Source organism: Defluviimonas aquaemixtae, from assembly GCF_900302475.1.
Classification (GTDB): domain Bacteria; phylum Pseudomonadota; class Alphaproteobacteria; order Rhodobacterales; family Rhodobacteraceae; genus Albidovulum; species Albidovulum aquaemixtae.
The window spans coordinates 1079679-1092759 of sequence record NZ_OMOQ01000001.1; the positions used below are offsets into that span (position 1 = coordinate 1079679).

Here is a 13081-nt window from a genome sequence, read left to right on the forward strand (position 1 = left end):
CGGCATGCTGACACTTGAATGCCCATACTGCGGCGTGAAGGCCGAGGAAACCGAACTCCAACCGGGTGGCGAGGCGCATCTGAAGCGCTTCGGGCCGGGCTCGTCAGAGGACGAGTTCGAGGGTTACCTGTTCATGAAAAAGAACCCCAAGGGGGTGCATTTCGAACGCTGGCGTCACGCCTATGGCTGCGGCAAGTGGTTCCACGCCGCGCGCTGCACCGCGACGCTCGAGGTCTTCGGCACCTATTCGGCGCAGGTGACCGAACCGCCCGCCGAGATCGCGGCGAAGATCAAGGCGAAACGCCCGGGCTGGGAGGGTTGGACATGAGCACGCGTCTTCAGAAGGGCGGGCGTCTGCTCGACCGCACCAAGTCCCTCGGCTTCACCTTCAATGGCAAGCGTATGCAGGGCTATCAGGGCGACACGCTCGCCTCGGCGTTACTTGCGCAGGACCAGATGCTCGTGGGCCGGTCGTTCAAGTATCACCGACCGCGCGGCGTGATCGCTTCCGGAGCCGAGGAGCCGAACGGCCTTGTCGGTCTGGGCGAGGGCGGCACGTTCGAGCCGAACCAGCGCCTGACGACGACCGAGCTGTTCGAGGGCGCCACGACGATCAGCCAGAACCACTGGCCGAGCCTCGACTTCGACGTGGGCGCGATCAACGACAAGTTCGCCAAGTTCCTGCCCGCCGGCTTCTACTACAAGACCTTCATGTTCCCCCGTTTCGCGTGGAAGCATGTCTTCGAGCCGTTTATCCGCCAGTCCGCGGGGCTCGGAAAGGTGCCACGGAACCGCGACGAGGACCGCTATGAATACGCCTATGCCTTCGCCGATCTGGTGATCGTCGGCGGCGGCATCGCGGGCCTCGCCGCCGCGCTGGCGGCAGGTAGGCAAGGCAAGCGCGTCTGGCTCATCGAGCAGACCCCGCACTGGGGCGGGCGCGCGGTCGTGGACGACGTTCAAATCGAAGGCATGGAAGCGGCCGAGTGGGTGGAGGAAGCCGTCGAAACCCTTGAGGGAATGGAGAATGTCACGCTCCGCACCCGGACGATGGCGTCGGGTCTTTATGACCACGGCTATCTTCTCATGTACGAACGCGTGGCCGATCACACGCCCGGCGACGGACGCCCGCGCCACCGGCTCTGGCGGATGCGCGCGGGTCATGTTGTCGCCGCGACGGGCGCGATCGAACGTCCGCTGAGCTTCGCGGGCAACGATATCCCCGGCGTGATGCTGGCCTCCGCCGTGCGCGACTACGTCGTCAACTGGGCCGTCAGCCCCGGCGACCGCACGGTGATCGTCACCAACAACAACGACGCCTATCGCACGGCGCTGACGCTTCTCGATGCGGGCCTTGTCGTTCCGGCGGTCATCGACGCCCGGCCCGAGGCCAAGGGCGAGCTTCCGGAAGCGGTCCGCGCTCGCGGCGTGCGCGTGCTCGAGGGGCATGGAATTGCGAAAGTCAAGGGAACGAAACGGGTTACCGGCGTTTCCACATGTATTCAGGTGGGCGAGGGGACAGAGCTCGGGTCGATCGCCTGCGACGCGGTCGCGATGTCGGGAGGCTGGTCGCCGGTCGTCCATCTCTGGTCCCATTGCGGCGGCAAGCTGACCTGGGACGAAGGACAGGCGATGTTCCGCCCTGATCCGAAGCGTCCCGCGACAGGCGCGGATGGCGAGGCGATGATCACCGCCGCAGGATCCGCCAACGGCATCCTGACCGCGCATGACGTGCTGGCTGACGCGCATCAGGCAGTCGCGGGCAAGAACAGCGCGCCCGGCGCGGTCTGCGCAACCGAAGCGCCGATCCTGCCTGTCTGGATCATGCCGGAGGGCGCGGGGCCCGCGCTGCGGATGAAGATGTGGCTCGATCCCCAGAACGACGTGAAAGTATCCGACGTCCAGCTCGCCGCGCGCGAGGGCTACGAGTCAGTCGAACACACCAAGCGCTACACCACGCTCGGGATGGCGACGGATCAGGGGAAGATAAGTAACATCAACGGTCTGGCGGTGCTTTCTGACTCTCTTAGCCGCGCGATTCCCGACACCGGCACCACGACCTTCCGCCCGCCCTACACGCCGATTTCGATGGGCGCGATCGCGGGCGAGGCGCGGGGCGAGATCTTCCAGCCCTTACGAAAGACGCCGATGCACGACTGGCACGAAGCCCACGGCGCGCATTGGGAGCCGGTCGGCCATTGGCGCCGGCCCTACTGCTTCCTCAAGCAGGGCGAGGGCATCCACGATGCCGTCAACCGCGAGATCCGACAGGTGCGGAACTCGGTAGGTCTGCTCGATGCCTCGACCCTCGGCAAAATCCTCGTAAAGGGGCCGGATGCGGGCAAGTTCCTCGACATGCTCTACACCAACATGATGTCGACATTGCCGGTCGGCAAATGCCGCTATGGCCTTATGTGCAACGAGAACGGCTTCCTTTCGGATGACGGCGTCGTCGTGCGCCTGACCGAGGACACCTGGCTTTGCCACACGACGACAGGCGGGGCTGAGCGTATCCACGGCTGGATGGAAGATTGGCTGCAATGCGAGTGGTGGGACTGGAAAGTCTACACTGCCAATGTCACCGAGCAATACGCGCAAGTGGCAATTGCGGGCCCCAACGCGCGAAAATTATTGGACAAACTCGGCGGCATGGATCTGTCGAAGGAGGCGCTGCCGTTCATGGAATGGCGCGAAGGCACGCTCGGCGGATTCCGCGCCCGCGTCCACCGCATCTCGTTCTCGGGCGAGTTGTCCTTTGAAGTCGCGGTGCCCGCATCGGAAGGACTCGCCTTCTGGAAGAAGCTTCTTGAAGCGGGCGAGGGATTGGGCGTTGCGCCCTATGGCACCGAGGCGATGCACATCATGCGAGCCGAGAAGGGCTTCATCATGATCGGCGACGAGACCGACGGGACGGTTATCCCGCAAGACCTTGGCCTGAACTGGGCGATCTCGAAGAAAAAGGACGACTACCTTGGCAAGCGCGCGCAGGAGCGGTCGTTCATGGTCAGCCCAGAGCGCTGGAAGCTCGTCGGGCTCGAGACGCTCGATGGCAGCGTCATTCCCGACGGCGCCTATGCCGTCGCCGAAGGACATAACGCAAACGGCCAGCGCAACATGCAGGGCCGCGTGACGTCGACCTACTACTCGCCGACCCTCGACAAGGGCGTCGCGATGGGCCTCGTGAAGAACGGCCCCGACCGGATGGGCGAAGTGCTGGACTTCCCGACGGACAATGGCAGGGTGGTCAAGGCGCGGATCGTCGATCCGGTCTTCTACGACAAGGATGGGGAGAAGCAGAATGTCTAAGGCAGTCAGCGCCTTGGAGGGCGTTTCTCACAAGGGCTTCGTGGGCGTCGCCGAAGCGGGCCTGCGCGGCATGATCACCCTGCGCGGCGATCTCGCCTCGGCGAAGATGAAGAAGGCGGTGAAGGCCGCGACAGGCACCGCCGTGCCTGCGCCGCGCCGGATCGAGATCGAGGGCGACAAGGCGACGGCGTGGATGTCGCCGGACGAGCTTCTCATACTGGTGCAGTACGAGGACGCGCGCGCCACGGTCGAGGCACTGGAAAAAGTGCTCGCAGGCGACCATCATCTCGTCGCCGACGTTTCCGACGCCCGCGCTGTCTTCACGATCAGGGGCAGCAAGGCGCAGGAGGTCCTCGCCAAGCTTTGCCCGGTTGATTTCGAGATGTTGGCCGAAGGTGAGATCCGGCGCACCCGGGCGGCTCAGGTCGCCGCCGCGTTCTGGAAATCGGGTGCGGACGAGTTCACGCTCGTCTCGTTCCGCTCCGTTGCGGGCTACGTGATGGGCCTGCTCGATGTCGCATCGCGGCCGGGCGGCGAACTCTTTCCGGCCCCTTGACCTTCGGAACCGCAAGGCGCTTAAACGGGTTGGACTTTTCCATAGCGCGAAAGGATTACGATCATGGCCTTCACCCTTCCCGATCTTCCCTATGCCCACGACGCGCTCGCCTCGCTCGGCATGTCGAAGGAGACGCTCGAATATCACCACGACCTGCACCACAAGGCCTATGTCGACAACGGCAATAAGCTGATCGCCGGGACCGAGTGGGAAGGCAAGTCGGTCGAGGATATCGTTACCGGCAATTACAAGTCGGGCGCCGTCGCGCAGAACGGAATCTTCAACAACGCCTCCCAGCATTGGAACCACGCCCAGTTCTGGGAGATGATGGGTCCGAAGGGCGACAAGATGCCGGGCGAACTGGAAAAGGCGATTAAGGATGCGTTCGGCTCGGTCGACAAGTTCAAGGAAGAATTCGCCGCCGCCGGCGCGGGCCAGTTCGGCTCCGGCTGGGCCTGGCTCGTCAAGGACAAGGACGGCTCGCTGAAGGTCACCAAGACCGAAAACGGCGTCAACCCCTTGTGCTTCGGCCAGACCGCGCTTCTCGGCTGCGACGTGTGGGAGCACAGCTACTACATCGATTTCCGCAACAAGCGCCCCGCTTACCTTTCGAACTTCCTCGACAAGCTCGTGAACTGGGAAAACGTCGCCTCGCGCCTCTGACGTGATTACGCGACGCGGTGTTCTAAAGGGCCTGCTGGGCACGTTCCTGGCGGGCCTATTCGTATCCGCCTATGCGTTTTTCGTCGAACCGGCACTGCGGACGCGCGTCAAGACGTGGCGGGTCGCTCCGAAAGGCTGGACCGGCGGCCCGCTGAAGATCGCGGTACTGGCCGACCTGCATATGTGCGAACCCTTCGTGCCGCTCTCCCGGCTCGAACGGATCGTCGCGCGGACCAACGCGCTCGGCGCGGACCTAATCGTGATCCTCGGTGATCTGGAGGCGGGGCACCGCTTCGTCACCCGCCGCGTCGGGATGGACGCGACCGCGCGCGTGCTGGCTGGCCTGTCCGCGCCGCTCGGCGTCCACGCGATCCTCGGCAACCACGACTGGTGGCACGATCGGCCCGCCCAAGCGCGCGGCGGGGGGCCGAACCGCATCGCGGAGCTGCTTCACGCGGCGGGCATTTCCGTCCTTCAGAACGACGCGGTGAAACTCGGCGAGGGGAGCGCGTCGGGTCCGTTCTGGCTCGCCGGGCTCGACGACCAGCTGGCGATCGGGATCGGTCCGGGCAGGTTCCGGGGACTCGATGACCTGCCGGGCACGCTGGAGCTGATCACGGACGACGCGCCCGCGATCCTCCTTGCGCATGAGCCCGACATCTTCCCCCGGGTGCCGGATCGCATTTGCCTGACCCTGTCGGGCCACACCCACGGCGGTCAGGTGCGCTTCTTCGGCTGGTCGCCCGTCGTGCCGTCCGCCTATGGCAACCGCTTCGCCTACGGGCCGGTGCGCGAAGCGGGGCGCGACCTCGTCGTCTCGGGCGGGATCGGCTGTTCGATCCTGCCGGTGCGGCTCGGTGTCGTGCCCGAGATCACGGTGGTGGAGATCGCCGCGCCGCGCGGCGCGGCGTGACTGTCCCGGAACAAGTCCGGGCTCTGGCGGGTTGTTGTCCTGAACCCGAACGGCACAAGGAGGCGAAGATGGCAGAGCGCAAGCGGTCCAAGGACGGTCGCAAGGAGACCGAAGACTATGTCGGCGACGCCGCGACCCCCGGCCAGCAGGGCCGCGAGGGCGGCCAGCTCCAGCGGCGCGTCGGCACGCGCGACGAAAAGCGCCGCGCAGAGCAGGACGACCCCGGCATCACCCGGGTCCGCAAGTCGGACGAGCGGGCGACCGGGGCGGACAAGAAATGACCGGTCTCAGCCAGGACACCTGGGTTCTCGTGGCCGACGGCGAGAAGTCGCTGTTCCTGCGCAACATCACAGACGCGCAGGCCCCCCATCTCGAGGTTATCCGCAAGGAGGAGCAGGACAATCCGCCGACCCGCGAGCAGGCCGCAAACCGGCCGGGCCGGATGAACGACGACGGCCCCGGCCACAAGTCGGCGTTCGACGACACCGACTGGCACGAACTCGCCAAGGACCGGTTCGCCGCCGATCTGGCCGACATGCTCTATGCCCGCGCCCATCGCGGCGCGTTCGACCGGATCGTCCTAGTTGCGTCGCCCGGCGTTCTCGGCGAATTGCGCGGCCAGCTGCACAAGGAGGTGAGCGACCGGACCGTCGGCGAGATCGCGAAGACGCTCACCAACCATCCCGTGGACGAGATCGAGCGCATTGTGAAGTCGGAACTGGAGGGGTGAGGCGCGGGCGCCGCTCAGCCGAAATGCGCGGACAGCACCGTCTGTAGTCCGGCCGCATCGGGCACGACTGTCACGAAGCCGCGCAGCGAGGCATCAGCGAAGCCCTCGGCGACGATGTGGTCGATCAGCGCCACAAGGCCATCCCAGTAGCCTTCGACATTCAGCAGCAAGATGGGCTTGGTGTGAAGCCCGAGCTGGCGCCAAGTCAGCACCTCGAAGAATTCGTCGAGCGAGCCGCCGCCGCCGGGCAAAACGACCACGGCGTCGGCGTTCATGAACATCACCTTCTTGCGCTCGTGCATGGTCTCGGTGACGACGACGGTCGAGCGGTCCTGGCCGCGCCGTTCCTGCCCGAGAAGATGGACCGGGATGACGCCGAAGGTCGCGCCGCCCGCGGCCCCGGCGGCGCGCGACACCTCGCCCATCAGCCCGACATCGCCCGCGCCGTAGACCAGCCGCCAGCCGTTTCGCGCGAGCGTCGCGCCGGTTTCGCGTGCGGCCGCGGCGTAGGCGGGCCTGGCGCCCGTGCGCGAGCCGCAATAGACGCAGACGGATTTGCCGGATTCGGTCACTCGGGGCCTCATGCACGGTTTCTTTGACCCGTGATAACCGCGTTGTTATGGTCGCTCAAGCGCGCCCGAAAGCGGGCGTCATCGAGGGGGCTTCATGACGGAAAAGAAGGCAGGGCCCGTTGCCGGGCCGAGCGTGGGAATGTGGGTCGCCGGCGCCTTCGCGGGTGTCGCGATCGGCGCGCTCGTCTGGTATTTCGCGACCACGCGCAGCCCCCGGCAGGCTCAGGAGGCGCCCGCCGTCGCCGCGCCGGAGGCGGGCACTGACGAGGCGCCGGTTGCTGAAATCGAAACATCCGGCGCCGCACCGGAGACGACAGCGCAGGCCCCTGCGGCCGAGGAAGCCGCAGCAGAGCCGCTTCCCGAAGCCGAGCCGACCTCTGAACCCGTGTCCCAGCCTTCCGCCGAAACGGAGGAGGCCGTCGGGGCACCGGAGGCACCGGCCCCCGCACAAGAAACGCCAGAAGCCGCCGAGGCACCTGAGGCGACGGCACCTGCAGAGACGGCAGAAGCGGCAGAGCCCGGGACATCGGACGGCGCCGCATCCGCGCCACCGGACCCGCCCCGCTTCGATACCGTACGCGCCGATGCGGACGGGTCCGTCCTGGTGGCGGGCCGGGCGCAGTCTGGGTCTCAGGTCTCCGTCCTTGTGGACGGGGTCGAGATGGCCGGAGCGACCGCCGAGCCGGGCGGGACCTTCGCCGCCTTCCTCTCGCTCGGCCCGAGCGCCGCGCCTCGGGTCCTGACGCTCGTCATGCGCGGCGCGGACGGGACACGCACTGCATCGACGCAATCCGTGATCATCGCGCCGGTCGCAACGCCTGAGATGTTGGCCGAGGCTGCGCCTGAAGCGGAAGCGCCCGATACCTCAGGAACGGCAGCCGCCGAAACGCCCGCCACAGCCGAGGCTACGGAGACGGCGGATGCCGGGACTGCCGCCGAGGTGCCCAGCGCCGCATCCGAAGCCGCCGAAACCGAGGCCGCGGAATCCGCTTCCGAGCCGGAGCGCATCGCGGCGGCCGAAGGCACGGCTGAGCCCGAAACGACCGCTTCCGGGACCGGCACGCCCGAGACAGGTGCGCCCGAGACAGGTGCGCCCGCAACATCCGCGCCAGAGGTTCTTATCGTCGACGAAACCGGTGTTCGCCGTCAGACTGAGGCGCCCGTGGACGGCATCGTGATCGACACGGTCGGCTACGGCGCCGAGGGCGAAGTGCAGGTGGCGGGAAGGGGGGCGGCCGGGCTTTTTGCCCGGCTCTATCTGAACAATCGGGAGCTCGTGACGGTGCCGATCGGCGAAGGCGGCATCTGGGCGACGGTGCTGACAGACGTCGCAGCGGGTCTCTACACGCTGCGCGTCGACCAGGTCGACCAGGGCGGCAAGGTCAGCGCCCGGTTCGAGACGCCGTTCCAGCGCGAGACGCCCGAGGCGGTCGCCGCTGCCCGAACCGGCACCGCGCCCGAAGTGGTCCCCGCGGAACCGACGGCGCTCGCGGCGCCTGCGCCCGATGCCACGGCGCAGGCCACGACGGACACCACAGTTGCGCGGCCGGAACCCGAGGCCGAGCTCGCACCGCAATCCGCCGACGCGCCCGAGAAACCGGCACTGGTTGCAAGCGTGGTCACGGTCCAGCCCGGATTCACGCTGTGGCGCATTGCGCGGGAGAATTACGGCGAGGGCATCCTTTACGTGAAGGTATTCGAGGCGAACAAGGATCAAATCCGCGATCCCGATCTGATCTATCCCGGCCAGGTGTTCACAGTGCCGGTTCAGTAGAACCTGGCCCCGTCGGCCATTTTCGACGCGCTGAATTTGGTGGATCTCGCGGCGACTCCCGCCCGAGCTCCGCGCGCGGCGATGGGAGTTCGGACAGCCTTACCCCGCAGGCTGCACGCTTCTTGGCGCAGAGGAGCTTTCCGTGCAGCAGGCGCGCACCGTCGGGTCCGCGCAGCAGCAATCATTGAGAAGATAGCCGATCACCCGGCCAATCCCTGCCGCATCGGCGGTGTAGATAACATGCCTGGATGCGCGGCGAGAGCGGATGAGACCGGCCTGCTCGAGCGCCGAAAGGTGGAACGAGAGCCGCGACGCCGAGACGCCGAGCCTGCGGGCGATTTCACCCGCCGCGAGCCCGTCCTCGCCGCTCGCGATCAGCGCGCGCACCAGTTCCAGCCGCGTCTCGTTGGCGAGCGCGGACAGCGCGGCGAGGGCTTTACTCTGCTCCATGATTCAACTACTCATGAACTATTGAAATATGCCCCTTGATACCTGAGACCGAACCTGCGATCAACCGGGAGATAGGCGCGACTGAAAGGCGGCGGTCCGATGACGGGCGAGACTCAGGTGACAACGGGCTGGCAGCGGGGCGCCGGGACCCTGAAGCGGGTCGCGCCCTACCTCTGGCCCGAGGGCGAAGCCTGGGTCAAGCGGCGCGTCGTCCTGTCGCTGACGGCGCTTACGATGGCCAAGGTCATCTCGGTTCTCACACCTTTCTTCTACAAGGCGGCGGTGGATGCGCTGACAGGCGAGTCGCGCGACGATGCCTGGCTCCTGGCGGTGGGCGCGATCGGCCTGACGGTCGCCTACGGGATGGCCCGCGTGGGCACGATCGGCTTCAATGAGCTTCGCGACGTGATTTTCGTCCGCGTGGCCCAGCGCGCGCTGAGGAAGCTCGCGCTCGAAACCTTCACGCATATTCACCGCCTGTCGATGCGTTACCACATCACTCGCAAGACCGGCGGACTGTCGCGGATCATCGAACGCGGGGTGAAGGGCGTAGAGTTTCTATTGCGTTTCATGCTTCTGTCGGTGGGTCCGCTCATCCTCGAACTCACGATGGTGACGGTCATCTTCGCCGTCCTCTTCGACTGGCGCTATGCCGCCGTGGTCCTCGTCACCATCACGCTTTACGTTACCTTCACGTTCAAGGTCACCGAATGGCGGGTGAAGATCCGCCGCCAGATGAACGAGCAGGACACCGACGCGAACCAGAAGGCGGTCGACAGCCTTCTGAACTTCGAAACGGTGAAGTATTTCGGCGCCGAGGCGCGCGAGGCCCATCGCTACGACGAGGCGATGAAGGGCTACGAGGCGGCGGCGATCAAGACCGGCCAGTCGCTGTCCCTCTTGAATTTCGGCCAGGCGCTGCTGATCACGATGGGACTTGTGATCGTGATGGTCATGGCGGCCCTGGGGGTGCAGGCGGGCGCCCTCACGGTCGGCGATTTCGTCATGGTCAACGCCTACATGATCCAGATCACGATGCCGCTCAATTTCCTTGGCACCGTCTATCGCGAAATCCGTCAGTCGCTCGTCGACATGGGCGAGATGTTCGACCTGCTCGGGCAGCCCGCCGAAATCACCGACAAGCGGGGCGCGAAGGACCTCAACGTGACCGGCGGCGCGGTGGAGCTTGACGACGTGAGCTTCGGCTACGAGGCGGCGCGGCCGATCCTGAAGGGCGTGAACATCCGCGCGGGCGCGGGCGAGACGGTGGCGATCGTCGGCCCGTCCGGTTCGGGCAAGTCGACGATCGGACGGCTCCTCTTCCGGTTCTACGATGTCACGGGCGGCGCGCTCCGGATCGACGGTCAGGACGTGCGCGACATCACGCAGGACAGCCTGCACGACCAGATCGGTGTCGTGCCGCAGGACACGGTGCTCTTCAACGACACGATCCTCTACAACATCGCCTATGGCCGCCCCGAGGCGAGCCGCGAGGAGCTGATCGCGGCGGCACAGGCCGCGAAGATCCATGATTTCGTCGTGTCGCTGCCCGAGGGCTACGAGACCAAGGTGGGCGAGCGGGGCCTGAAGCTGTCGGGCGGCGAGAAGCAGCGGGTCGGCATTGCCCGGACGCTCCTGAAGAACCCGCCGATCCTGCTTCTGGACGAGGCGACGTCGGCCCTCGACACCCAGACCGAGCGCGACATCCAGGAAAGTCTGAAGGCGATGGGCGAGGGCCGCACCGTCATCACCATTGCGCACCGGCTATCCACCATCGCCGATGCCGACCGGATCGTCGTCCTCGAAAAGGGCGAGGTGGTCGAGGAAGGGCGGCACGAGGCGCTACTGGCCCGTGGCGGACGCTACGCCGCGATGTGGGCCCGCCAGTCGGCCGAGGAAGAGACCGAGCGCGAGGCCCCACGGGCGGCTGCCGGCTGAGCCGCGGCGTGCAGCGAACGGGCAGGTTGGCCGCGGGCTTGGCAAGGGCTCGGCCTTCCGTGTAAGACGTGGCCGAACGCGGGCGCCGCACTGGCCCCGACCGGTGGGAGTGACCCGTGAGCGAGACCGACAGTTTCATCGACGAAGTGACCGAAGAGGTCCGCCGCGACAAGCTATTCGCGCTCTTCCGGAAATACGGCTGGATCGGCATTCTTGTCGTGCTTCTGATCGTCGGCGGCGCGGCCTGGAACGAATGGCAGAAGGCCCGGGCCGAGGCCGAGGCGCGCGCCTTCGGCGACGCAGTGCTCGCCGCGCTCGACAGCGACGATCCCGCCGCGCGGGTCGCCGCGCTCGACGGGCTCGCGCCCGAGGGTGCAGGCGCGCACGCGGTGGCCGGGATGCTGGCTGCCGAAGAAGCGCTGAATGCCGGCGACCGGGAAGCGGCCGCGGCGCGGCTTGCCGGTATTGCCGAGGATGGCGAATTGTCGCCGAGCCTCAGGGATCTCGCGCGGCTGAAGGCGGTCATTCTCGCCGGACCGACCATGACGCCCGAGGCGCGCGATGCTGCGCTCGCCGATCTGGCGCGACCCGGCGCGCCTTACCGGGCGCTCGCGATGGAACAGCAGGCGCTGGCCGAGGCCGAAGCCGGGCGGACCGAAGAGGCGCTGGCAATTCTGGACCAGATTCTGCAGGAACCGGACGCCACCGCGGGCTTGCGCCGCCGCGTAACAGAGTTGATTGTGGTCCTGGGCGGCGAACCCGGGGCGGCGTGATCCAGACCGGCCGGGATGCCGGAGCAGGCATCCGGTATCGAGAGTGAGGGGGCAGGCAAGGTGAAAACGTACCGATTAATGAAAGCTTTGGCGGTGCTGGCTGTTCTGTCTGCCTGCGCCTCGGGCGACCCTGTCCTCGAAGGCGAACGGTTGAATGTGCGGGCCTCGGCGACGGGGGAAGTGCCTGTCGCCGCCGGTCAAAATCCGGTGCCCATCGCGCTCCCGGCCGCGCGCGCGGCGGCGGACTGGACGCACAGGGCGGGGAATGCCGCGCATCGGCCGCCACATGCCGCGCTGTCGCCCGCGCCCGTGCAGATTTGGGCGGCGCCGATCGGCGCCGGAGATGGGCGCAAGAACCGCATTACCGCTGATCCCGTTGTCGCGGGCGGCCGCATCTTCACGCTCGACGCCAACGCCACCGTGACGGCAACCGGTTCGAACGGCGCGACGCTCTGGCAGACCGATCTCACGCCCGCATCCGAGCGAACGGGCGACGCCTCGGGCGGTGGGCTCGCCTATGGCGACGGCCGGGTTTTCGCGACGACCGGATTTGGAGAACTCGTTGCGCTCGATCCCGTGACTGGCGCTGTGGCCTGGCGGCAGCGTTTCGACGCAGCGGTCGGCGGCGCGCCTGCGGTGATGGATGGCCGGGTCTATGTCGTCGCGCGCGATTCAGCGGCATGGGCAGTGCGAGCAAGCGATGGCCGAGTGGAGTTCGTGCTGCCGGGCACGCCGTCGCCCTCGTCCGTGGCCGGGGCTGCCGCCCCCGCTCTAGACGCGCGTCAGGTGATCTTTCCCTTCGCCTCCGGCCAGCTTATCTCGGTCGACCGGACCAACGGTACCGGGCTTTGGGTCTCGCACGTGGCGGGACAGCGCGGCGGGCGCGCCTACGCGGCCCACAGCGATCTGACCGGTGATCCGGTGATCGCCGACGGCATCGTCTACGCCGGCACGTCGGCCGGCCGGCTCGCCGCGGTGAACGCCGATACCGGCCAGACGCTCTGGTCGGTCCGCGATGGCGCGACGAGTCCCGTGGTGGCCGCTGGCGGTGCCCTCTTCTTCGTCAACGACGAGGACCAGCTCATGCGGCTGAACGCGAGCGACGGCAGCACTGTCTGGCGCATCGACATGCCCTATTTCACGAAGGAGCGCGACAAGCGCCGGCGAGCAATCTACGCCCATTACGGTCCGGTTCTGGCCGGAGGGCGGCTGGTCCTCGCCTCTTCAGACGGGCTGATCCGCAGCTTCGATCCGGCCTCGGGCGCGCTCGTCCAGACGATCGACATGGGCGACGGCGCGGCGGCCGCGCCCGCGGTCGTAGGCGGCACCCTCTATGTGGTGACGAAATCTGGACGGCTCAGGGCTTTCCGATAGGCGCGGTCCCGTGTAAAGGGGCGGCTTCGACC

13 protein-coding genes are annotated in these 13081 nt (G+C 67.1%); 11 read left to right on the forward strand and 2 right to left on the reverse strand.

Going from position 1 to position 13081, the window contains the following annotated elements:
• Positions 1-4 precede the first annotated feature (4 nt).
• From DEA8626_RS05325 to DEA8626_RS05355, 7 genes are all read left to right on the forward strand, one after another.
• A complete protein-coding gene (locus DEA8626_RS05325) occupies positions 5-328 on the forward strand; it encodes a sarcosine oxidase subunit delta (RefSeq protein ID WP_108851993.1) in 324 nt (107 codons plus the stop codon).
• Positions 325-3306, forward strand: coding sequence for a sarcosine oxidase subunit alpha family protein (locus DEA8626_RS05330; protein ID WP_108851994.1), 2982 nt, complete (start codon positions 325-327; stop codon positions 3304-3306). Before DEA8626_RS05325 ends, DEA8626_RS05330 begins: the two co-directional genes overlap by 4 nt.
• The gene (locus DEA8626_RS05335) at positions 3299-3862 is read left to right on the forward strand and encodes a sarcosine oxidase subunit gamma (protein ID WP_108851995.1); all 564 of its coding nucleotides are present in this window, start codon (positions 3299-3301) and stop codon (positions 3860-3862) included. The genes DEA8626_RS05330 and DEA8626_RS05335 overlap by 8 nt, the downstream gene beginning before the upstream one ends.
• Before the next feature lie 63 nt (positions 3863-3925).
• Positions 3926-4525 carry a superoxide dismutase gene (locus tag DEA8626_RS05340; protein ID WP_108851996.1) on the forward strand — a complete coding sequence of 200 codons (600 nt, stop codon included), beginning with the start codon at positions 3926-3928 and terminating at the stop codon, positions 4523-4525.
• Position 4526: 1 nt separating this feature from the next.
• Positions 4527-5438, forward strand: a complete 912-nt coding sequence (locus DEA8626_RS05345; RefSeq protein WP_108851997.1) for a metallophosphoesterase — start codon at positions 4527-4529, stop codon at positions 5436-5438.
• Between the two features lie 68 nt (positions 5439-5506).
• Positions 5507-5719, forward strand: a complete 213-nt coding sequence (locus DEA8626_RS05350; protein WP_108851998.1) for a hypothetical protein — start codon at positions 5507-5509, stop codon at positions 5717-5719.
• Complete coding sequence (locus DEA8626_RS05355) at positions 5716-6168, forward strand: host attachment family protein (RefSeq protein WP_108851999.1); 453 nt, start codon at positions 5716-5718, stop codon at positions 6166-6168. The genes DEA8626_RS05350 and DEA8626_RS05355 overlap by 4 nt, the downstream gene beginning before the upstream one ends.
• Positions 6169-6182: 14 nt before the next feature.
• On the opposite strand, the gene DEA8626_RS05360 is transcribed toward DEA8626_RS05355, so the two are convergent.
• Positions 6183-6740: an LOG family protein gene (locus DEA8626_RS05360; protein ID WP_245890775.1), complete on the reverse strand. Its 558-nt coding sequence runs from the start codon at positions 6738-6740 to the stop codon at positions 6183-6185.
• 94 nt (positions 6741-6834) lie between these two features.
• Here DEA8626_RS05360 and DEA8626_RS05365 point away from each other — a divergent pair, with 94 nt between their 5' ends.
• Positions 6835-8514 carry a LysM peptidoglycan-binding domain-containing protein gene (locus tag DEA8626_RS05365; protein ID WP_245890776.1) on the forward strand — a complete coding sequence of 560 codons (1680 nt, stop codon included), beginning with the start codon at positions 6835-6837 and terminating at the stop codon, positions 8512-8514.
• 99 nt (positions 8515-8613) lie between these two features.
• Here the strand turns inward: DEA8626_RS05365 and DEA8626_RS05370 are convergent, their stop codons facing one another.
• Positions 8614-8964, reverse strand: coding sequence for an ArsR/SmtB family transcription factor (locus tag DEA8626_RS05370; protein WP_108852001.1), 351 nt, complete (start codon positions 8962-8964; stop codon positions 8614-8616).
• A 99-nt stretch (positions 8965-9063) separates the two neighbouring features.
• Between DEA8626_RS05370 and DEA8626_RS05375 the strand changes: the two genes are divergently transcribed.
• From DEA8626_RS05375 to DEA8626_RS05385, 3 genes are all read left to right on the forward strand, one after another.
• On the forward strand, positions 9064-10902 hold the full coding sequence (locus DEA8626_RS05375) for an ABCB family ABC transporter ATP-binding protein/permease (protein ID WP_108852002.1): 1839 nt from the start codon (positions 9064-9066) through the stop codon (positions 10900-10902).
• A gap of 116 nt (positions 10903-11018) precedes the next feature.
• On the forward strand, positions 11019-11675 hold the full coding sequence (locus tag DEA8626_RS05380) for a tetratricopeptide repeat protein (protein WP_108852003.1): 657 nt from the start codon (positions 11019-11021) through the stop codon (positions 11673-11675).
• Between the two features lie 78 nt (positions 11676-11753).
• The gene (locus DEA8626_RS05385) at positions 11754-13049 is read left to right on the forward strand and encodes a PQQ-like beta-propeller repeat protein (RefSeq protein WP_108852004.1); all 1296 of its coding nucleotides are present in this window, start codon (positions 11754-11756) and stop codon (positions 13047-13049) included.
• The last annotated feature ends 32 nt before the right edge of the window (positions 13050-13081 follow it).

Bases quoted from the DNA above. Each gene is read 5' to 3' on its own strand.
- DEA8626_RS05325 (WP_108851993.1), top strand. From the start codon at position 5: ATGCTGACACTTGAATGCCCATACTGCGGCGTGAAGGCCGAGGAAACC.
- DEA8626_RS05330 (WP_108851994.1), top strand. From the start codon at position 325: ATGAGCACGCGTCTTCAGAAGGGCGGGCGTCTGCTCGACCGCACCAAG.
- DEA8626_RS05335 (WP_108851995.1), top strand. From the start codon at position 3,299: ATGTCTAAGGCAGTCAGCGCCTTGGAGGGCGTTTCTCACAAGGGCTTC.
- DEA8626_RS05340 (WP_108851996.1), top strand. From the start codon at position 3,926: ATGGCCTTCACCCTTCCCGATCTTCCCTATGCCCACGACGCGCTCGCC.
- DEA8626_RS05350 (WP_108851998.1), top strand. From the start codon at position 5,507: ATGGCAGAGCGCAAGCGGTCCAAGGACGGTCGCAAGGAGACCGAAGAC.
- DEA8626_RS05355 (WP_108851999.1), top strand. From the start codon at position 5,716: ATGACCGGTCTCAGCCAGGACACCTGGGTTCTCGTGGCCGACGGCGAG.
- DEA8626_RS05365 (WP_245890776.1), top strand. From the start codon at position 6,835: ATGACGGAAAAGAAGGCAGGGCCCGTTGCCGGGCCGAGCGTGGGAATG.
- DEA8626_RS05370 (WP_108852001.1), bottom strand. From the start codon at position 8,964: ATGGAGCAGAGTAAAGCCCTCGCCGCGCTGTCCGCGCTCGCCAACGAG.
- DEA8626_RS05375 (WP_108852002.1), top strand. From the start codon at position 9,064: ATGACGGGCGAGACTCAGGTGACAACGGGCTGGCAGCGGGGCGCCGGG.
- DEA8626_RS05385 (WP_108852004.1), top strand. From the start codon at position 11,754: ATGAAAGCTTTGGCGGTGCTGGCTGTTCTGTCTGCCTGCGCCTCGGGC.